General features: G+C 48.7%; 19 protein-coding genes and 1 pseudogene. 3 read left to right on the top strand and 17 right to left on the bottom strand.

What is annotated here, in order from left to right; translation table 11 throughout:
- Nucleotides 1–3: 3 nt before the first annotated feature.
- From AC3WTF_RS00100 to AC3WTF_RS00060, 9 genes are all read right to left on the bottom strand, one after another.
- A complete protein-coding gene (locus tag AC3WTF_RS00100) occupies nt 4–666 on the bottom strand; it encodes a CoA transferase subunit B (protein WP_007410136.1) in 663 nt (220 codons plus the stop codon).
- A 17-nt stretch (nt 667–683) separates the two neighbouring features.
- Nucleotides 684–1385 carry a CoA transferase subunit A gene (locus AC3WTF_RS00095; protein ID WP_007410135.1) on the bottom strand — a complete coding sequence of 234 codons (702 nt, stop codon included), beginning with the start codon at nt 1383–1385 and terminating at the stop codon, nt 684–686.
- A gap of 24 nt (nt 1386–1409) precedes the next feature.
- On the bottom strand, nt 1410–2846 hold the full coding sequence (locus AC3WTF_RS00090; RefSeq protein ID WP_020955901.1) for a GntP family permease: 1437 nt from the start codon (nt 2844–2846) through the stop codon (nt 1410–1412).
- 303 nt (nt 2847–3149) lie between these two features.
- On the bottom strand, nt 3150–4346 hold the full coding sequence (locus tag AC3WTF_RS00085; RefSeq protein WP_015239958.1) for a cytochrome P450: 1197 nt from the start codon (nt 4344–4346) through the stop codon (nt 3150–3152).
- A 1-nt stretch (nt 4347) separates the two neighbouring features.
- Nucleotides 4348–5367 (bottom strand): biotin synthase BioB, encoded by a 1020-nt coding sequence (gene bioB, locus AC3WTF_RS00080; protein ID WP_007410132.1) that lies wholly within the window; start codon nt 5365–5367, stop codon nt 4348–4350.
- 2 nt (nt 5368–5369) lie between these two features.
- Nucleotides 5370–6071 (bottom strand): dethiobiotin synthase, encoded by a 702-nt coding sequence (gene bioD, locus AC3WTF_RS00075; RefSeq protein ID WP_007410131.1) that lies wholly within the window; start codon nt 6069–6071, stop codon nt 5370–5372.
- Nucleotides 6068–7228, bottom strand: a complete 1161-nt coding sequence (gene bioF, locus AC3WTF_RS00070; RefSeq protein WP_007410130.1) for an 8-amino-7-oxononanoate synthase — start codon at nt 7226–7228, stop codon at nt 6068–6070. The genes bioD and bioF overlap by 4 nt, the downstream gene beginning before the upstream one ends.
- A complete protein-coding gene (bioA, locus tag AC3WTF_RS00065; RefSeq protein ID WP_492314147.1) occupies nt 7218–8564 on the bottom strand; it encodes an adenosylmethionine--8-amino-7-oxononanoate transaminase in 1347 nt (448 codons plus the stop codon). The genes bioF and bioA overlap by 11 nt, the downstream gene beginning before the upstream one ends.
- Entirely contained in the window at nt 8561–9331 is a 771-nt protein-coding gene (locus AC3WTF_RS00060) for a 6-carboxyhexanoate--CoA ligase (RefSeq protein ID WP_047935774.1), read from the bottom strand. Before AC3WTF_RS00060 ends, bioA begins: the two co-directional genes overlap by 4 nt.
- 223 nt (nt 9332–9554) lie before the next feature.
- On the opposite strand from AC3WTF_RS00060, the pseudogene AC3WTF_RS00055 reads away from it, so the two are divergent.
- The 3 genes and pseudogenes from AC3WTF_RS00055 to uptA all read left to right on the top strand — a co-directional run bounded on the left by AC3WTF_RS00055 (nt 9555) and on the right by uptA (nt 11570).
- Nucleotides 9555–10006 (top strand): annotated as a pseudogene (locus tag AC3WTF_RS00055) (GtrA family protein).
- A gap of 6 nt (nt 10007–10012) precedes the next feature.
- Complete coding sequence (galU, locus tag AC3WTF_RS00050) at nt 10013–10912, top strand: UTP--glucose-1-phosphate uridylyltransferase GalU (RefSeq protein WP_053104466.1); 900 nt, start codon at nt 10013–10015, stop codon at nt 10910–10912.
- A gap of 67 nt (nt 10913–10979) precedes the next feature.
- Complete coding sequence (uptA, locus tag AC3WTF_RS00045) at nt 10980–11570, top strand: undecaprenyl phosphate transporter UptA (RefSeq protein WP_007410125.1); 591 nt, start codon at nt 10980–10982, stop codon at nt 11568–11570.
- Between the two features lie 54 nt (nt 11571–11624).
- Here uptA and AC3WTF_RS00040 read toward each other — a convergent pair whose 3' ends face one another.
- The 8 genes from AC3WTF_RS00040 to AC3WTF_RS00005 form a co-directional block, all read right to left on the bottom strand.
- Entirely contained in the window at nt 11625–13154 is a 1530-nt protein-coding gene (locus AC3WTF_RS00040) for an acyl-CoA carboxylase subunit beta (RefSeq protein ID WP_047935775.1), read from the bottom strand.
- A 17-nt stretch (nt 13155–13171) separates the two neighbouring features.
- Nucleotides 13172–13951 (bottom strand): enoyl-CoA hydratase, encoded by a 780-nt coding sequence (locus AC3WTF_RS00035; protein ID WP_042635250.1) that lies wholly within the window; start codon nt 13949–13951, stop codon nt 13172–13174.
- A 13-nt stretch (nt 13952–13964) separates the two neighbouring features.
- Entirely contained in the window at nt 13965–14864 is a 900-nt protein-coding gene (locus tag AC3WTF_RS00030) for a hydroxymethylglutaryl-CoA lyase (protein WP_007410122.1), read from the bottom strand.
- Between the two features lie 15 nt (nt 14865–14879).
- Nucleotides 14880–15092, bottom strand: a complete 213-nt coding sequence (locus tag AC3WTF_RS00025) for an acetyl-CoA carboxylase biotin carboxyl carrier protein subunit (RefSeq protein WP_007410121.1) — start codon at nt 15090–15092, stop codon at nt 14880–14882.
- On the bottom strand, nt 15089–16438 hold the full coding sequence (locus AC3WTF_RS00020) for an acetyl-CoA carboxylase biotin carboxylase subunit (protein WP_492314146.1): 1350 nt from the start codon (nt 16436–16438) through the stop codon (nt 15089–15091). The genes AC3WTF_RS00025 and AC3WTF_RS00020 overlap by 4 nt, the downstream gene beginning before the upstream one ends.
- Before the next feature lie 21 nt (nt 16439–16459).
- Entirely contained in the window at nt 16460–18100 is a 1641-nt protein-coding gene (locus tag AC3WTF_RS00015) for an AMP-binding protein (RefSeq protein ID WP_032865958.1), read from the bottom strand.
- A 44-nt stretch (nt 18101–18144) separates the two neighbouring features.
- Nucleotides 18145–19287: an acyl-CoA dehydrogenase family protein gene (locus tag AC3WTF_RS00010; RefSeq protein WP_007410118.1), complete on the bottom strand. Its 1143-nt coding sequence runs from the start codon at nt 19285–19287 to the stop codon at nt 18145–18147.
- A gap of 140 nt (nt 19288–19427) precedes the next feature.
- On the bottom strand, nt 19428–20966 hold the full coding sequence (locus AC3WTF_RS00005; RefSeq protein ID WP_007410117.1) for a glycoside hydrolase family 10-like protein: 1539 nt from the start codon (nt 20964–20966) through the stop codon (nt 19428–19430).
- Nucleotides 20967–21151: the final 185 nt, after the last annotated feature.

Below are 21151 nucleotides of genomic sequence, written 5' to 3'. Positions count from 1 at the left end.
TCCTCATTTTGGTCTGACCCCGTTTTTTAACGACTGGCTGACAGTAAAATGACCTTCTGTTTTCTCAAAGACCTCCTCCATTGTTACACCTTCCTGCAGTTCGGTGAGCGTCATACGGCCATCATGAAAATCGAATACAGCCAAATCTGTGATCAGCCGATCGACCACCTGCCTGCCGGTTAAAGGCAGCGTACATTCCGTTCTCACTTTAGATTCCCCATATTTATTAACGTGCTCCATAATGACAATAATCCGTTTTGCTCCGTGGACCAAGTCCATGGCGCCGCCCATTCCTTTGATCATTTTTCCTGGGATCATCCAGTTCGCCAAATCTCCCCGTTCGGACACTTCCATCCCGCCGAGGATCGCTACATCAATGTGGCCGCCGCGAATCATGGCAAAGGATTCGGCACTGTCAAAATACGAGGCTCCCTTTACTTCGGTGATGGTTTCTTTTCCCGCGTTGATCAGATCGGGGTCCTCCGTTCCTTCCGCCGGATAAGGCCCGATCCCGAGCAAGCCGTTTTCAGACTGAAGCAGGACGTTATAATCATTCGGTATCTCATTGGCTACAAGCGTCGGCATCCCTATCCCCAAGTTCACATTCATTCCGTCCTTAATTTCCTTTACAGCCCGTTTGATCATTCGTTTTCTGCTATCTCTCATTCTGTCAGCCTCCTTTATCATGCTTGCCGGACGGTGCGGCGTTCAATCCGTTTTTCATGAATCCCGCCGAGCAGCACGTGCTGCACAAAAATACCCGGCGTATGAATTTGATCCGGATCAAGCTCTCCGGCATCGACGATTTCTTCAGCCTCTGCAATCGTCACTTTGCCTGCCATTGCAGCGAGCGGATTGAAATTTCTCGCCGTCTTTCTGAACATCAGGTTGCCCAGAGGATCGGCTTTCCAGGCCTTTACGATGGCGGCGTTCCCTGTAATCCCTTTCTCCAGAAGATAGGTGCGTCCGTCAAATGTCTTATGTTCTTTTCCCTCGGCTACTGATGTTCCGACGCCCGCAGGTGTGTAAAACGCCGGAATGCCCGCCCCTCCCGCGCGAATTCTTTCTGCGAGCGTTCCTTGGGGCACCAATTCGACTTCCAGCTCTCCGCTTAAAAACTGCCGTTCAAAGGTTTTGTTTTCTCCCACATAGGATGCGACCATTTTTTTGATCTGCCGGTTTGCAAGCAAGAGGCCTAACCCCCAATCATCAACGCCGCAGTTATTACTGACAACGGTCAAGTTTTTTACGCCGCTGTCCCTGATCGCGAGAATTAATTGTTCCGGAATGCCGCACAGGCCGAAGCCTCCTGCGATGAGGGTGTCTCCGTCCTTGATCAGTGCAGCAGCATCTTGATAAGAGTCCATCACTTTTCCTTTTCCCATATTCGTTTCCCCTTTCTGTTTTGGCTACACAAGGCCCGTCAGACTGTAAATGGCGATGATGACAAACACAGCGGCTGTTTTAATGACGGTAATGGCAAAGATATCCCTGTAGGATTGGCGGTGGGTCAACCCGGTGACCGCGAGCAGCGTAATGACGGCGCCATTATGCGGAAGAGTGTCCATCCCGCCGGAGGCCATCGAGATCACCCGGTGCATGACCTCCGGCGGGATGTGGAATGTATTGATTGCTTCTGTATACGCTGCTGACATCGTGCTTAAAGCGATGCCCATTCCTCCTGATGCCGATCCTGTAATCCCGGCAAGCGCAGTGGTCGTCACCGCTCCGTTGACGAGCGGATCTGTAAACGTCTGCGATATGCCGCTGCTGACCATTTTAAAGCCGGGAAGCGCCGCAATGATGCCGCCAAATCCGTATTCGGCTCCTGTATTCATCGACGCCAGCAAGGCACCCCCGATGCCCTCATTCAGTCCTTCTTTCAAATTGAAGAGGACTTTTTTCCAATCGAACAAAATCGTGGTCATGATTCCGATGAACAGTGCGAGTTCTACTGACCAGATCGCAGTGACGGAGGAAAGGTCAATCTTCCCGAACGCTTCTAAGCCGAGCGGCGCAAAATCAAATCCGTCAGGGTACCAATGCGGGAGCCACATCGTGAAGCATTTGTTCATGACTCCCACAAGGATAAGCGGAACAAAGGCGAGCACTTGCCGCGCGGGGCTGGGTTGCGGTAAAACAGGCGTATGTGTTTCATTAGCCAGACTTGAGGATTCCTCTGCAGCGGTAACTTCAGATTGAAATCCAGCATAGCCTTCTCCGGCATTGGCCGCTTTTTTGCGCCGGGATTCTAAATAAATCATTCCGGCCGTAAGCACAAATGCTGCACCAATCAGTCCGAGCCAGGGAGCGGCATAAATGTTTGTTTTAAAAAAAGCGGTCGGAATGACATTTTGAATTTGCGGTGTGCCGGGAAGCGCATCCATTGTAAATGTAAAGGCGCCCAATGCAATCGTACCGGGTATCAGACGCTTGGGAATATCAGCTTTAATAAATAGGTTTTTAGCAAACGGATAAATGGCAAACACCGCTACGAAGAGACTGACGCCGCTGTACGTTAAAATCGCACCCATTAAGACGATGGCTAGAATGGCTCTTTTTGCTCCCACAAGCTTGACGATTGTTTTTGCAATCGACTCAGCGAGCCCGGATATTTCAACAACCTTGCCAAAAACGGCCCCTAAAAGAAATACGGGAAAATATAGCTTAATAAATCCTACCATCTTCTCCATAAATATATTCGAGAAGAAAGGAAGTACGAAGCTTGGATCTGTCAGGAGCACGGCAAACAGCGCACAAATCGGGGCGAATAAAATGACTGAAAAGCCCCGGTAAGCCGCAAACATCAGCATGCCTAATGCCAATAAAATAATAACAATGTCCACAAATCCCCCTCTTTTCTGCTTAATATTAGTAAGCGCTTACAAAAAATCGAGAAAATAAAGCAAAAAACATGCCGGTTTTGCACAGTTTCTGAGGCTGAAAAATGTGCATCATGGTGAATGTTCCGTTTTGGCGAAAGAAAGGGAGACTCTTGCTGTATTAGATTGATTGGCTGAGCAGTGAGTTTTTTTAGGGATAGTGAGATGGATCAGAGAGGATTTTTGCTTTATAAATATGTATTCTTTTTTCTTTCATTTATTTCCTGCAAGAGGAACCGATAAAATCCGGCCCTCCTGCATGGTCATTCAGCCAATGACAACCGGGAGCTCTTTGAGCGACCTAAAACCAATGAGCTTGCGGTATTCAAGGCGGTGTGCAGCCAGCCGAAGCTTAGGCATCCGCTCAAACAGTGTAAGAATTGCAATTTGTGCTTCGATGCGCGCTAATGAGGAGCCTATGCAAAAATGGGCGTTCTTTCCGAATGCAAGATGCGGGTTCGGCTTTCTTTGGATATCCATTTTGTGAGGTTGATCGAATATGCTTGGATCGCGATTGGCTGCCCCTAAAAGGATATATACCTGCTCTCCTTTTTTTATGGTCTTCCCATTTATTTCGCAGTCTTCTGAGGCGGTGCGTGCCGTCAGCTGCGCGGGGCTGTCGTAGCGCAGACATTCCTCAACTGCAGTTTCAATAAGCGAGGGGTTTTCTCTCAGTGCGCTAAGCTGTTCAGGGTGTTTCAATAAAGTAAACACACCGTTGCTTATGAGGTTTACCGTCGTCTCGTGTCCGGCTATGACAAGTAAGATACATGTCGCGAGCACTTCCTCTTTTGAAAGCTGTTCCTCCATAATAAACCTGCTGATCAAGTCTTGCTGAGGGTGCGCTTTCCGCTTGTGAATCAAATCTTTGAAATATGACGTCAGCCTGCCTGCGGTGTCGCTTGCTCTGACTAACGTCTTTCTTGATCGGGTAAGATCAATGGCCTGGATGACGTCTGCCGTCCATTGTCTGAATTGATATCTCTCCTCTTTCGGCACTCCGAGTATCTCCGCAATGATAAGGCTTGCCAATGGAAAGGCAAACTCTGAAACAAGGTCCGCGGTTTTTTTGATTTGGACTTGATCCAACAAGTCATGAACCGTTTCTTTTATACAAGGGCGAAGTGATTCCGCCGTCTTTGCGGTAAATTCTTTACCGATAAGCATCCGCATCCGCTTATGGTCTGATTGATTTTTAAATAACAGCATATCGTGCTGGATATGCGATAGATTTTGATATTTCGTTGAAGCTTCCGGAAGAGGAATGCGGTTTTTAAACCGAATGTCTTTCAGAATCGCTGCCGCTTCTTTGTACCCGGTGACATACCAGCCCGGATATTTTAATACGGTTCCTTTATAAACAGGATCAATGGATCGCAGTTTGTCATAAAACGGGTAAGGGTCATTCCAAAAATCCGAATCCGCATGGAGAGACGGATGTGCAATCGATAGGTCCGCCGTCATCTTATACCTCCGTATTGCAGGCGGATTGCAGGCCGGCTTTCATTTCTTCAACGGATTCGACTTCAAAACCTAAATCATGGAGCATTTGATGATCCTCTGTTTCTTGCTGCCCTGCTGTCGTTAAGTAATCTCCGACGAAAATCGAATTTGCGGCGTAAAGTCCCAGCGGCTGTAGCGAACGAAGGTTGACTTCCCGGCCTCCTGAGATACGGATTTCTTTTGACGGATTGATAAAACGGAACAAGGCGAGCACTTTCAGGCAATACACCGGATGTAATTCGCTTACCCCTTCTAACGGAGTTCCGTCAATCGCATGCAGAAAATTAACCGGGATGCTGTCGGCGTCAAGCGCTTTTAAGCTGTTCGCCATATCAATGACGTCCTGTTTCGTCTCTTTCATGCCGACGATGACACCAGAACAAGGTGACATCCCCGATTGTTTCGCCGTTTCCACTGTATTGACCCTGTCGTCATACGTGTGGGAGGTCGTAATGTTTGAGTGATTCCTCTGTGATGTATTGATGTTATGATTGTACCGGTCTACTCCTGCCTGTTTCAGTCGCTCTGCCTGTTCCGGCTTCAGCAGACCGAGACATGCGCAGATTTTTAAACCGTACGTTTCTTTAATTTCTTTGACAGCATCAACAACTTGATCTACTTCTCTGTTTGACGGTCCCCGCCCGCTGGCGACGATACAGTATGTCCCTATATTCAGGTCGTGGGCGCGTTTTGCCCCCTTTAGCAATATATGCTTATCCACCATCCGGTAAGACTCAATCGGCGCTTTTGATATTGAAGATTGTGAACAGTACCCGCAATTTTCCGGACACAGGCCTGATTTGGCATTCATAATCATATTCAGCTTTACTTTTTTTCCGTAAAATCGTTTTCTGATATGAAAAGCGGCATGCATCAGCAATAAAAGATCCTCATCAGGACAATTTAAAATGGCCAGCGCTTCTTGATTCGTTACTTCCGCCCCGTCCAGCACTCTCTCTGCAAGATCCATCCATTGATTCATGTTTATCTCCCCATTTGTGTCAGATTCATGAAAGAGGAAACATCTATATGTTTCTCAATCATGTGTTGAATGTTTTCCGGTGAAACGTGATCCAGCTTCGGTGTGATTCCCAAAATCGGAACTTTGCATAATGTTTCAATCATGCTCGGGTTCGTCTTTTCGTCCAGCCCCGGGTTGCTCTTTACGCCGTTGATAATAATGCCGAGAACCTCTATCCCCATGTTTTTCGCATATTCAACGGTTAAATATGTGTGGTTGATGGTTCCGAGATCAGGCCTGGTGACAATCACCGCCGGCAATTCCATGGCTTTTATCAGATCACTGACTAAGTAATTTTCACCAAGCGGGACGGAAATGCCGCCTGCCCCCTCAACGATGAAACACTCATGACGATTTTTGATCTTACTCCAGTGGGCCATGACATCCGCCATGCTCACGGATTTCCCCTCAAGCATGGCGGCCGTGTACGGCGCAAGCGGCTCTTTCCATTCAAATGGCGTAATTTCTTCATGAGACAGTGCGGTTTGTGACATGTCTTTCAAGAGCGAGGTGTCACTTTCCGGATGAGTTCGCGGCACACCGCTTAAAAACGGCTTAAACACTCCGATATCCGCCTGTTTCTGCCGGAATGCCGCGGCAAGTCCGCAAGAAACGATGGTTTTTCCGACGCCGGTATCTGTTCCTGTGACAAAAAAACTTCTCATTTGTTTATATTCAGCTCTTTTCTAATGGAATCAAATGCTTCTGTCAGTTCGTCTATGTCCTGTAAGCTGCGATCCGCCGTAACGGTCAGCCTGATTCTGCTTTCGCCTTCCGGAACGGCGGGCGGGCGGATGGCCGGGGCGCAGATACCCTTTTTCTCCAGCAGCGCAGCGGCTGAAACCGCTGTTTTTGCATCACCGATGATAACGGGGATAATCGGTGTATCTCCGCCTCTTACGGTAAAGCCCATATCGGCCAGACGCGTTTTTATCGTTTTGACAGACGACTGCAGCTCACGGCGCGTATCGTGCATATCTGATATGATGTCAAATGCCGTATGCGAAGCCGCACAAATTGACGGCGGGAGGGCCGTCTGAAAAATAAACGTCCGCGCCTGATTCAGCAAAAAATCAATGAAAATGTTTGATCCCGCGGCAAAACCGCCTTCCGTTCCTACAGCTTTGCTTAATGTGCCGATGACAACATCAGGACAAACACCGAAATAGTCACTGGTTCCCCCGCCGTTTTCCCCGAGTACACCGGTTGCATGCGCGTCATCTGCTATCACAAATGCCTGGTACTGCTTTGCAAGCGCCATTATGCGGTCAAGAGGCGCGATGGTGCCGTCCATGCTGAAGACGCCGTCTGTGACGATGAAGCGGCGGTTCCGAGCCTGGACGGAAGCAAGTTTTTTCTCAAGATCAGCCATATCAATATGGCGGTACACGATGGTTTCCGCTTTTGATAAACGGCAGCCGTCAACAATGCTCGCATGGTTCAGTTGATCGCTTAAAATGACATCGCCTTTTTGAGGCAGTGAGGCAAGCACGCCGATATTCGCCAAGTAACCGCTTGAAAACAATAAAGCCGCTTCCGTCTGTTTAAAGTCCGCGATTGTTTGTTCAAGTTTTTCGTGCCACACAGTATTTCCTGTCGTTAACCGTGAGCCGCCGCTTCCCGCTCCGAACCGGCTCAGCGCCGTTTGCGCGGCTGTGATCAGCCGCTCATCTTTTGACAGGCCTAAATAGTCATTGGACGCCCAGGTCTGCCGCTTTTGCCCCTTGGTTTTGAGAGCGGTTTCCTGTGTTCGCAGCGTCCGATACAGCCCGTCTCTTTTCACCGCATCGAGCCTTCCGAGGAGCCATCCGTCAAAATCCACGGCCGGTCACCTCGGCTATCGCTTCTTTCATAATGGAGATCATGGCTTGTAACTGATCGGTTGTGCTGGCAAGCGGCGGCAGAAAGGCGATGACGTCTCCGAGCGGCCGTGTCAGCATACCAAGCTCTCTCATTTTCAAGGACACCTTGTATCCCATCCGCTTTTCAGGCGGATAAGGCTGTTTTGTCCCCTTATCCTGCACAAGCTCTATGCCGCACATGAAACCGAGCTGGCGGACATCGCCGACATGAGGAAGCTGCTTCAGATCATGAAGAAATTTCGCTGCCGTTTTTGATTTTTCGGCGACTTGATCAACGATGCGCTCTGATTCGAATAAACGCAGATTTTCAATTGCCGCGGCACAGCCAAGCTGATTTCCTGTATAGGAATGGCCGTGGAAAAATGTTTTCATTTTGTCGTAGTCATCGTAGAAGGCTTCATAAATGGCTTCTGTGGCAAACGTCACAGCGATCGGCAAATAGCCTCCCGTAATGCCTTTCCCTGCCGCCATCAAGTCCGGCTGGACATTTTCATGCTCACAGGCAAACATTTTTCCGGTGCGGCCGAACCCCGTCGCCACTTCGTCAACGATCATTAACACATCATATGTCGTACACAGCTTTCGTACGCCTGCCAGAAAGCCTTCAGGCATGACGATCATCCCTGATGCGCCTTGCACCATCGATTCAATCGTAAGTGCGGCAATCTCTTCGTGATGCTTTGCAAGCAGCTGTTCGAGCGCGTGAAGGCATTCATCCCGGCACTGTACGGGGTCGCCGCTTTCAGATCTGTATACATACGGAATCGGGGCTTTGTAGCTTTCAAACATCAGCGGGCCGTACACATGGTGGAAGAGTTCAATGGAGCCGACGCTGACGGCTCCGATCGTATCGCCGTGATAGCCGTTCTGCATAGAAATAAACGTCTGTTTCTCGGGTCTCCCTATGTTTTTCCAGTATTGAAAGGCCATTTTCAGAGCGATTTCCATTGCTTCCGCTCCGCTGTCGGAATAAAAAACGCGTGTCAGCTTTTCCGGTGTGATGCCTGTCAGCATCTCGGCAAGTTCTGTTGCGGGAACGTTCGTCATACCCAGCAAGGTTGAATGAGCGATTTTTTCAAGCTGTTTTTGAATCGCTTCATCCATTTCTTTTTTGCGGTGGCCGTGTACATTGAGCCATACTGAAGAAAAGCCGTCATAATATTCTTTGCCGCTGATATCTTTCAGCATGATCCCGTTTCCGCTTTCAATGATTAACGGATCTTCATCGTAATCTTTCATTTGTGTGAAGGGCAGCCAAAGATGCTGTTTGCTTTTTTCAATCATTGATTGTTTCATATGTTCTCCTCCCGCTGAATGAATACAGGCTGCTTCTCTAAAAAATGGATACAGCTCTCTGTATCTATTGAGCCTTCTGTAAAGAAAATCCGGCAGCCGCTTTCATCTCCGGCATTCTTCATCTTGGCAATCCGCTGATATCCCAGCTTCTTTGCGGCAACGTAGCCTGTTATGTAATCAGGGTCATCTGACCAGCACAATTCGGCAATAATCCCCGGATGTGCGCAAACTTTTGCCGCGATGGCATGTGCTTCTTTTATTCGTGAATTTTCCGGCATGTTGTGCGTAAAAGCCCATTTTTGAAAATCATGTGACGGCCAATCCACTCGTGATACCCGCACACCTCTATTTCCTCTGCCGTCAATGCGTTTTCCTGCCCGGATATCAAACAGGACCGCTCCTCTTGCTTCTGCATATTCCGCAATGTTTTCGTACGCTTTCTCTATCATGTGCGGGGGAATCCCCGCCTTTTGCAGAAGCTTGCGGGCGATTGCTTGTCCTTTTTCCGGCGTGTCTGTTTGATGGAAAGCAACCGGCAAAGGGCGGATCGTTTCGATCGGTTCATTAATACTTTCAAGCTGAATCTGCATAAAATCAGGTATCCCTCTTGAGTGCGAGAAGCCTTTATGTAATAAGCCATCTACCGCTTCCTGTAAACCGCTGTAAGTGATGAGCCGTTCTCCGCCGGAAATGTGTTTTCCGCCCTGCTCATGGGGGGCGTTTCGGGAAGCTCTCATTCTGACGCTGTAATAGGTTTCTTCCCGCATATATTCCCCTCCTTTCTCTTACTTTGAAAATTAATGTCAACCAAAATAAATTTAAGGTTAACACTTATACAGAATATTAGTGTCTTGTACGTAATATGTCAACCTAAACTATCAAACTGTTAACTTAATAAGTTTTGCAAAGTCTCATTACGTTTTCATGTTTTGTTCATATTTTAGTAATTGTTTATTCAACACTGTCCGCTAAAGTAATCCATATCAACAAATAGGACAGCGAACCGCATCTTATTATGAGGGGAGGTCACCGTTATGCTGAAAGAAAAAGTAAAGACAGCAGGCCGTTTTTGCACTGTAGGCGTCGGCAATACGCTGATCGATTTTGGTGTCTTCTTTCTTCTCGCCGCTTGTCATGTCCCCTATCTTCCGGCGCAGATCTGCTCCTATTCGGCAGGGATCATCAACAGCTATGTATGGAACCGGAAGTGGACGTTTCGTGTAAAACGCAAGGCTGACGGGAAAGAGATCATGCGATTTCTCATGATTAATCTTGCCGCGTCGGGAATCACCTTTTTGCTGCTTTACGCGTTTCAAAAAGGCGGCTGTTCGCTATTGGTGAGTAAGTTCGCCGCCACTATCGGCGGGATGATGATGAATTTTATCGGAAACCGAATCTGGGTATTTGGAGATTCGCTGAAAAACATACAGGATCAGGAGTGAAGATGAATGAGAAAAAAAGTGAGAAAAGCGGTCATTCCCGCAGCAGGTTTAGGAACGAGATTTCTGCCGGCGACAAAGGCGCAGCCGAAAGAAATGCTTCCGATTGTCGACAAACCGGCCATCCAATATATTGTCGAAGAGGCCGCAGCGTCAGGAATTGAAGATATATTGATTATTACAGGGAGAAACAAACGCTCGATTGAAGATCATTTTGACCGGTCGGCGGAATTGGAATTCAATCTGCAGGAAAAAGGCAAGACGGAGACGCTGAAGGAAATGCAGCGGATTGCCGATTTGGCCAATATTCATTACATCCGTCAGAAAGAACCGCTCGGATTAGGACATGCGGTGCTGTGTGCGGAGCATTTTATCGGAGATGAGCCTTTTGCCGTTCTATTAGGTGATGATATTATGGTATCTGATACTCCCGCTCTTTCACAGCTCATCGACGTCTATAACCAACACGGCACAGAAACGGTCGGCGTACAGCCCGTCGATCCTGCTGATGTCAGCAAATATGGTATTATACAGACGGGGCGGCAGAGCGGTCATGTGTACCAGGTTGAGGATCTGATTGAGAAGCCGGCTGTTGAAAAGGCGCCCTCTCATATTGCCGTGATGGGCCGCTACATATTAACCCCTGCTATTTTTAAAACGCTGAAGACGATCGGAAGAGGCGCGGGCAATGAAATCCATTTGACAGACGCGCTGCGCGAAGTGTGCCGCACCCGAAGCATTTACGCGCGGGAGCTTGAAGGAAGCCGGTTTGATATAGGAGATAAGTTCGGCTGTTTTAAGGCCGGCACGGAGATCGGGCTTCTGCGGGAAGAAATGAGACCGAAACTTTTAGCTTATTTAGAAGAGGTGTTAAAAAGAGAATCTGAAAAATCGTGCGTTAAAAAATAATTTGTAACCATTTTGCTTGTCAATCAGTCATATAATTGGGTAAAAAGATAAAGAGGTTGTGAACAGTGTGGGCAATTTTATTAGTGAAATATTATCCTGGCTGACAAGTATGGGCTATTTAGGGATTGCGCTCGGATTAATGATCGAAATCATTCCGAGTGAAATCGTTCTGGCTTACGGAGGCTATATGGTGTCAGAAGGCACGATCAGCTTTATCGGCGCCATTGTCGCCGGTGTGATCGGGGGAACGATCGCGCAGTGCTTTATTTACTGGATCGCCCGTTATGGGGGACGGCCGTTTTTGGACAAGTACGGCAAGTACTTACTTCTGAAAAAGCATCATGTTGATGTTGCGGAAAACTGGTTTCGCCGTTACGGCGCCGGCGTTGTGTTCTCGGCGCGGTTTATCCCGGTCGTCAGACATGCGATCTCCATCCCGGCCGGCCTTGCGAAAATGCCTCTTTCCAAGTTTGTCATATTGACGACGCTTGCCATTATTCCGTGGTCTGTCATTTTCGTTTATCTCGGGTATCAGCTCGGGGGACAGTGGAAAGACGTAGACAGCTATGCCGGAATGTATACAACTCCGATCATTATATTGGCTCTCGTATTTATTGTTGTTTATTTTGTTGTGAAGAAAATGAGATCAAGACTATGAAAAAAGACTGCATAAGAACGGCTGCGAGCCGGATCTATGCAGTCTTTTTTTTATTTATACCGGGTATACGGGGTGTTTCCGGTGTGTGAATGTCAGTTGTTTGGACATGTAAGCAGTGAGGCGTTTATTGAGTTCTTCCCGCAAGGAATCAGCAGGAACAATGCCGTCAATCACCATTTCAGAGGCAAGCCGGTAAAGGTTAATGTCTTCCTTATATTCATCACGCTTTTCTTGAATAAAAGCCGGCCTTTCTTCAGGGGCTAGCTCGCTGATTTTGTTTGCGTAGACCGCATTCACCGCTGCTTCAGGACCCATTACGGCAATTTGCGCAGTCGGAAGCGCTAAACAGCAGTCCGGTTCAAAAGCAGGCCCCGCCATCGCGTATAATCCGGCACCGTAGGCTTTTCTGACGATAACGGAAAGCTTCGGAACAGTCGCTTCCGCCATTGCGGAGATCATTTTTGCGCCATGCCTGATGATGCCCGCCTGCTCAACCTTCGTTCCGATCATGAATCCGGGAATGTCTGCTAAAAACAGAAGCGGAATATGGAATGCGTCGCACAAAGCGATAAATTTTGCGGCTTTATCCGCCGAATCGAGAAATAAAACCCCGCCTTTGACACGCGGCTGATTGGCGATAATGCCGACCGGCTGTCCGTGAATCCGCGCAAGCCCCGTTATTAATTCCTGCGCAAATAACGGTTTAATCTCAAAAAATGAGTCTTCATCAATGACACGTTCAATTAAATCCATCATGTTGAACGGTGCGTTTTGATGTGCCGGGATGACATCTGAGAGCGGTTTTTCAAAAGCTTTCGGGTTCTTAGATTTGTTGACGGGCGCTTTTTCAGTATAATTTGCCGGAAAGTAGCTGAGATATGTCTGCGCCATCATGATTGCTTCCTGTTCCGTCAGGGCGAGGAGATCACCGCAGCCTGAAACGGAACAATGCATACGGGCGCCGCCCATTTCTTCAAGCGATACTTTCTCGCCAATCACCATTTCTGCCATACGCGGGGAACCTAAGTACATGGATGCATTGCCCTCAACCATAATGACAATGTCGCAAAAGGCCGGAATGTAAGCGCCGCCCGCAGCGGAAGGGCCGAACAATAAACAGATTTGCGGAATGCGGCCCGACAGCTTTACTTGATTATAAAAGATGCGGCCGGCTCCCCTTCTGCCCGGGAACATGTCGACCTGATCCGTAATTCTCGCACCTGCGGAATCGACTAAGTACAAGAGCGGACACTGAAGCTTTTCCGCCGTCTCCTGAATGCGGATGATTTTTTCCACCGTTTTCGCGCCCCACGAGCCCGCCTTTACGGTTGAGTCGTTTGCCATCACACAAACGGTTCTGCCGCCGATGGTTCCGATCCCGGTAACGACCCCGTCAGCCGGCAGTCCGTCTGACATGCACTCGGCGAAAAAAGCGTCTTCAACGGATATGCCGTCATCGAATAAAAGCTTCAGCCTGTCTCTTACAAAAAGTTTTCCCTTCTTTTCGTTGCTTGCGTGATATTTCGCGGCTCCTCCCTTTTCAATCGTTTTGCTGCGTGTCTGCCGTTCTTTTTCGTAATCCATCCGAGTCCCTCCATGTTTTATTTTCCTTTGTATTCAGGGGGTCTTTTTTCTTTAAAAGCGCGCAGGCCCTCTTCTCTGTCAAGTGTGGGGATGACTTGTTCATATGCTTTTCGTTCGATTTCGAGCCCTGTATTGAGATCTGTCTCCAGACCCTTGTTTATCGCGGATTTTGCTTGTCTGACGGCGATCGGCCCATTAGCGGCGATGCGGCCGGCCAGTGCTTTTGCTTTTTCCATAAGTTCACCGGCTTCACAAACATGCTCGATCAGCTTCATGTCTTTTCCCTCTTCGGCAGAAAGCCTTCGGCCGGTATAGATCAATTCTTTTGCCGCGCCGGGGCCGATAAGCCGGGGCAGTCTCTGCGTTCCGCCCGCTCCGGGAATGATCGCAAGCCCTGTTTCAGGAAGGCCGAGGCCCGCCCGGCTGACGGCGATTCTGATATCACAGGCGAGGGCGAGTTCAAGGCCTCCTCCGACAGCGGTTCCGTTCAGCGCTGCAATGACCGGCTGCGGGAGAGCTTCAATGGATGCGGCCGTTTCACCGATACGCCTGACGCTTTGCTTAACTTGTTCATGATTCATCCCCGCTCTTTCTTTTAAATCAGCACCGGCGCAAAATGTGTTCCCGGTGCCGGTGAGAATGACACAACGAATGGATGGCGAGTTTTTGATGTCTTCAATCACACGCTGTAAATGATCAATCATGTCTGAAGACAGCGAGTTGGCCGCATGCGGGCGGTTCAGCGTGATCAGACCGATCGTTTCTTGACAGACGGAATACAAGACGCAATCTCCCATGGCTTCTCCTTTCTCATTTCGTTCTGAATGCCTGCAGGTTTCTGCTTGGCAGGTCTTTGCCTATTTTATCCGCGATCCAGCCGGCGGCATAAAGAAGTTTATTCATGTCCGTCCCGGTATCAATCCCCATTTGTTCGAGCATATAAATGACGTCTTCTGTGGCAGCGTTTCCTGCTGATCCAGGGGCGTACGGGCAGCCGCCAAGCCCGCCTGAGGAAGTATCAAAGGATGTGATGCCCATATCAAGAGCGGGAATGATATTCGCTAGAGCCGTTCCTCTTGTATCATGGAAATGGAGTGCAATTTTTGAGGCGGGAATTCTCGGCAAAAGGGCTTCAAGCACGGCTATGACCTGCAAGGGGTTTGCCGCGCCGATCGTGTCGCCGAGCGATATTTCATCAACACCCATTTCGAGCAGGGTGTCTGACAGGCGGATGACTTGTTCTACCGGCACGTTCTGTTCGTACGGACAGCCGAACACAGTGGACAGATAAGCTCTCGTCGCCATTTTTTCAGCTTTTGCTTCAGTAATAACCCGCCTGAGCTCTTGAACGGTCCGGTCAATCGGTTTGTTTACGTTTTTTTGGTTATGGGTTTCGCTTGCAGATAAAAATACACATGCCTGATCGATTCCGCCTTCTGCCGCATGCTCCAGTCCGATGAGGTTCGGAACGAGAGCCGCGTAGACCGTATGTTCAGATCTGGCAATGCCTTTTGCGACGTCCAGGCTGTCACGAAGAGCCGGAATCCATCTCGGATGCACGAATGATGTCACTTCGATATAGGGAAGACCTGTTTTTGACAGCATATTGATCCACTCAATCTTATCTTCTGTATCCACCCACGCCGATTCATTCTGCAAGCCGTCACGCGGTCCTACTTCATTGATGCGGACATGTTTCGGACAGTTCATGCTGCACCTCCCGTTTTATTGAAGTTCAATCAGGACCTCTCCTTCATCAGTGAAATCACCTTCTGATTTTTTCACTTCTTTCACCGTACCCGCTGCATCAGCGATAATCGGAATTTCCATTTTCATAGATTCCAAGATGGCCACTTCCTGTCCTTCTTCAATGACATCACCCGGCTTCACATGAATTTTCCACAGGTTTCCCGCCATTTGAATTTTTATGACGCTCATTTTGACGCCCCCTCGTTCATTGTTTGTAAAAAACCGGTTGTTGCCTCGCCCTTTTCAAACCCTTCTGAATGGGCAATTTTTGTCAGCAGCGGAATGTTGGTTTTAATCCCTTCTACATGATATTCGCCAAGGGCGGTTTTCAGTTGTTCAATGGCTTGTTTTCTCGTATTCGCCGTGACGACCATTTTGGCAATCATCGGATCGTAAAACGGAGAAATGACGCTTCCCTTTTCGACGGCGCATTCGTGTCGCACTGACGGGTGTCTTAAAACGGAAAAAGACGAGATGGTACCGGGAGACGGGTAAAAGGTGACCGGATCTTCCGCATAAATCCGCACTTCTATCGCATGACCGCGGTGGTTGATATCTTTCTGCGAGAAAGGCAGCGCCTGCCCAGCGGCAATTTTCAGCTGTTCTTCCACAAGATCCAGTCCTGTAATTTCTTCTGTCACCGGATGCTCCACCTGCAGTCTTGTGTTCATCTCTAAAAAATAGATTTGTTTCTTTTGGTCGACGAGAAATTCTATTGTGCCTGCATTTTGGTAGCCGATCGATTTTGCGGCTTTAACGGCGGTTTCACCGAGTCTTTGTCTTAATTCATCGTCAACAAACGGCGACGGCGCTTCTTCTATCACTTTTTGGTGGCGCCTTTGGACTGAACAGTCACGTTCAAACAGATGAACGGTGTTGCCGAAAGAATCTGCGAGTATCTGAATTTCAATATGACGGGCATTTTCAATGACCTTTTCCATATACATTGCGCCGTCTCCAAAAAAGGAGGCGGCCCGCTTTTGATTGCCTTCAAACGCTTTGGCCAGCTCTTCTTCTGAATGTACGATCTGCATGCCGATTCCGCCTCCTCCTGCGGATGCTTTCAGCATGACCGGAAAACCGATGGCACGGGCTTCGGCTAAGGCGGAGTGAACATCGGGCAATGGCTCTGAAACACCGGGAACGATCGGGACCTTTGCTTTTTGCATCGTTTTTCGGGCTTCAATCTTGCTTCCCATCTTGGCGATGATATCACCGGGCGGACCGATAAATGTGATTTGTTCCTTCCGGCAGCGTTTGGCGAACAGGCTGTTTTCTGACAGAAGCCCGTAGCCCGGATGAATGGCGTTCGCTCCGGCGGATTTGGCGGCTTCTATGATTCTGTCGATATGTAAATAGCTTTCATTTACTCTCGATTTACCGATCGGATAGGCCTCATCAGCCGCTTTTACATGCAGCGCGTCCCGGTCGGCTTCTGAATACACAGCTGCCGAGGGGATGCCGAGACGTTTGCAGGTGCGGATAATTCGTAAGGCGATTTCTCCTCTGTTGGCAATCAGGACTTTTTTAAACAAATGTGAAGCACTCCTTTTTCATTAAGTTAACTTGAGCTCTTCAATCGTTTTTTCCCGCAGCTTGAATTTCTGAATTTTTCCTGAGGCTGTCATTGGATATTCATCTGTAAACAAAACGTACCTGGGGACTTTATAGCGGGCGATATGTTCTTTGCAAAAGGTTCTGATGTCATCTGCGGAAGCGGTTTGTCCGTCTTTGAGCCTGATCCACGCCGCGGCCTCTTCTCCGTATTTCGGATCAGGAACGCCGACGACCTGAACGTCCGCCACTGCGGGATGCCGATATAACATTTCCTCAATCTCGCGCGGATAGATATTTTCGCCGCCCCTGATCAGCATGTCTTTCAGACGGCCCGTGATTTTGCAGTATCCGTCCTCGTCCATGACCGCCAAATCACCGGTATGCAGCCAGCCGTCTTTGTCTATCGCTTCTTCGGTCGCTTCTTGATTTTTATAATAGCCTTTCATGACATGATATCCGCGGGTGCAGAGCTCTCCTTGTTCGCCCCTGGCGGCTTCTTGGGATGTTCCGGGCCGAACGATTCTGACTTCGATATGGGGAAGCGCGCGCCCCGCTGTTTCCACTCTTCTTTCAAACGGATCATCTGTTCTTGTCTGCGTAATGACAGGTGATGCTTCGGTCTGTCCGTAGGCAATTGTAATGTCAGTCATCCCCATTTTGCCGATCACTTCTCTCATGACTTCCGCCGGGCATGGCGAGCCTGCCATAATCCCGGTTCGGACGTGGGAAAGATCATATTCAGAAAAACGGCTGTCATTTAGGAGGGCGATAAACATCGTCGGTACACCGTGCAGAGCCGTGCAGGCTTCTTGCTCCACCGTTTTCAGAACGGCCGGCGGAGAAAACTGTTCGATCGGAATCATCGCCGCACCCGCGGAAACACATGCCAGCACGCCGAGCACGCACCCAAAGCAGTGGAAAAACGGCACGGGAATACATAAACGGTCACATGAAGTAAGCTTCATGCATTCTGCGATATTGGCCGCGTTATTTACGATATTAAAATGTGAGAGCATGACGCCTTTCGGAAATCCGGTCGTACCTGATGTATATTGCATATGAATGCAATCATCCTTTTTCAGGCTGTCCATCCTTCCGTCAAGCGCTGCATCCGTTACAGACTCGGCATTATCCAGCAATGAATCCCAACGGTGCATCCCGGGCAGGCTTTTATCACCGATATATAACACCGTCCTTAAAAAGGGATAACGTTTCGAACGCAGCCTGCCGCGCTCACAAGTTTTCAGCTCCGGAATTAGCTTATTCACCATCTCAACATAAGATGTCTGCCGGTAGGAATCCATGATTATCAAGGCCGAGACGTCTGAATGCGCCAGCAGATAATCGAGCTCTGCGATTTGAAAATTGGTATTAATGGTGACCAGAACGGCGCCGATTTTCGCCGTTGCAAATTGCGCCGCGAGCCATTCCGGAATGTTGGATGCCCATATGGCAACATGATCTCCTTTTTCAACTCCCAGCTTCATCAGCCCTTTTGCGGTTTGCCGGCATAACCGGTCAAACTCGGCATACGTATAACGAAGGCCGCGCTCAGGGTAAACAACCGCTTCACGATCCGGAAAAAGCTTCGCGGTCCGCTCAAGCAGCTTTCCGGCTGTTAAATGGATAAGTTCAGCCATATGACCTGCCCCCTTCCATCCCTGTCTTAGTAAACGTTTTCATTTCACTTCAAAAGCTGTCTTGCGATGACCATTCTTTGAATTTCTGACGTTCCTTCGCCAATCTCCATCAGCTTTGCGTCACGAAGCATGCGCTCAACACCGCATTCCTTCATATAACCGGAACCGCCATGAATTTGGATGGCCTGAAGACATGTTCTGACGGCCATTTCTGAAGCATAAAGCTTGGCGAATGCAGCTTCTTTCGTAAATGGCAGGTTTTGATCCTTCAGCCATGCCGCTTTAAGCACCATCTGTCTGGCAAGGTCAATTTCCATCGCCATATCGGCCAGCTTAAATTGAATGGCTTGAAATGACGATATCGGACTGCCGAACTGCTTGCGTTCCTTCGCATATGACAGCGATGCCTCCAGTGCGCCTTGAGCGATACCGACAGCCAGTGCCGCAATCGAGATCCGCCCGCCGTCTAATGTATATAAAAATTGTTTAAAACCTTTTTCAGGATCACCGAGCAGGTTATCGGCAGGCACCCTGACATCCTCCAGCACAAGTTCGGCCGTATCCGACCCTCTCACACCCATCTTGTCGTACGGATTTGTGATCGTAAATCCCGGTGTGTCTGTCGGGACGATGAGAGCTGAAATGATCGGTTTTCCGGCGGAGTTCTTTCCCGTAACGGCGGTGACAATGACCGTGCGGGCGTAATTTGCGTTTGTGATCCAGCATTTCTCTCCGTTTATCACATAGTCATCGCCCTTTTTCTCGGCTTTTGTCTGGGTTCCGCCGGCATCGGAACCGGCATTCGGCTCTGTCAGCCCGAATGATCCGAGCGCTTTTCCCGAAGCAAGCGGAATAAGATGTTCTTGCTTTTGTTGGTCAGTACCGAAATAGTATAATGGGCTTGCGCCGAGTGACACGGCCGCCGCGTAGCTCAGCCCCGTGCTGCCGCAGGCTTTTCCGATTTCTTCGACCGCTGCTGCATATGAAATGGTATCACCGCCCGCCCCGCCGTATTCTTCCGGAAACGGAATTCCGAGCAGCCCGAGTTCGCCTATTTTTTTAAATGTGTCTATCGGGAAGACGGCCGATTGATCAACCTCATGGGCTTTCGGGGCAATTTCATTTTTGGCGAAATCTCTGACCATTTCGCGCACCATCTGCTGTTCTTTTGTCAGTTGAAAATTCATTAACCTTCCTCCTTCTGCTGCTTTCTACATTTTATTAATGGGGGTCTTTATTCATTCCATCCAAATAAAGTCTGAACATTCGGACTCATCCGCTGCAAAAAAACTGACAGCGCCGCAACTGTCAGTTTTATTAATAATGGCTATTTAATTGTCCGTTTTGCGGAGGGACGGCTCTCATGGTGAAGCCTGTCAACGGAAGTAACGAAATAGGTGCAGGCTTCTTTCGCCCGAATATCAGTATCTGAAAATGTCTGCGTCCGTGACGATGTTTTTCTGACTGTATCCACTAAATAAGGCTGCTTTCCCTTTTCTGCGCGGTAAATGGCGTAATAAGCCGTTTTTTTACCGTTGGATTTCGCATCTTCGATATAGAGTGTATGGCCGGAAGCATTCTTCTCCGCCCGTTTGACAGCCGGTTTTTTTAAAGCGGAATGTCCGAGCCAAGGCATCTCAGGAATTAATGCGGGCCGGCTGTACATGTCTTTGATCAAACGGTTTTTTACATCGAGCGGATTACGGTTTAAATCCTTTAAACTGAAATGCATGCTGCCTTTTATCCATGCTGATCCCCTGTTTAGAGTAATCTGCCTTCCGTATTCCCCCGGGTCGGCCCAGGCCGGATCAGCGTTGTTGTTGATTTTATAAGCTGCCTGCCCGATATATAAATGCACCGGCCGATTGTTCACTTCTTTTCCCCACCAATCCGCTAAGACGTCATATGCCGCCGCTTTAAATCCGATGCTCCAGTAAATTTGCGGTGCGATGTAATCAATGTATCCTTTTTGGATCCATTCTCTCGTATCAGCATATAAATCATCATAGTTCCGCACCCCTGCGGCCGTTTCGGAGCCTGTCGGGTCATCTGCGGCATTTCTCCATACGCCGAACGGGCTGATTCCAAATTTGACATAAGGTTTTTCTCGTTTGATGGTTTGGTTGATTTCTTTTACAAGCCGGTTGACGTTATCCCTTCGCCAGTCATCAACTGATGCAAAGTGAGCTTTTCCGTACCGTTCGTATTCCGCCTGATCGGGGAATTCCTGTCCGGCAATTTTATAAGGATAAAAATAATCATCCATATGAACCGCATCAATGTCATAACGGCTGACCACCTCTTTGATTCCATCCGTTATAAATTGTCTTACTTCCGGAATGCCCGGATTATAGTACAGCTGTTTTCCGTATGCAGCGACCCAGTCCGGATGCGAACGCGCGGGATGATCATCTGAAAGCGCATTCAAATTTGTGTGATTCATCGTGATCCGGTAAGGATTGAACCAAGCGTGAAATTCAAGATTCCGTTTATGTGTCTCTTCAACTAAAAAAGCAAGCGGATCGTAGCCGGGATTTTTGCCTTGTGTTCCTGTCAGATACTCTGACCAAGGCCCGTAATCTGATGGATAAAAAGCATCAGCCGCAGGCTTAATTTGGACGATAACGGCGTTCATTCCCATCTCCTGAACGTCATCCAGCAGCTTGCTGTATTCTCTTTTTTGCTCTTCCGGTGACAGCCCTTTTTTAGAGGGCCAGTCGATATTGGTGACAGACGCGATCCATACGGCTCTCATTTCTCTCTCCGGCTGAGTGCCGCTTGCTTGTGCGGATGCTGAGAATGTAAAGATGCCGGCTGTCAGTACAACGGCCAAAAACCATATCATGCTAAAACGGCAGCTTTTCATGTTTTTCCCCCTCTCTGCTTTACGGTATTCCGAAGCATTCCGGGCGGTGAATCAGAAAGCCTGCTTTGCTCCTCTCAGCCTAAAAGGGAAAGAAAAAAGTCCTAAAGCGAGGGACTGCCCCCCGTTTTTGAGACAGGGGTCAAAACACCTTTTAAACAGCCAATTGCCGATAGTTTATCGGTGAT

It is taken from the genome of Bacillus sp. EB106-06-01-XG163 (genome assembly GCF_058791615.1).
Note: the sequence above shows the minus strand (reverse complement) of the source record. Positions and strands in the feature narration are given on the sequence as shown.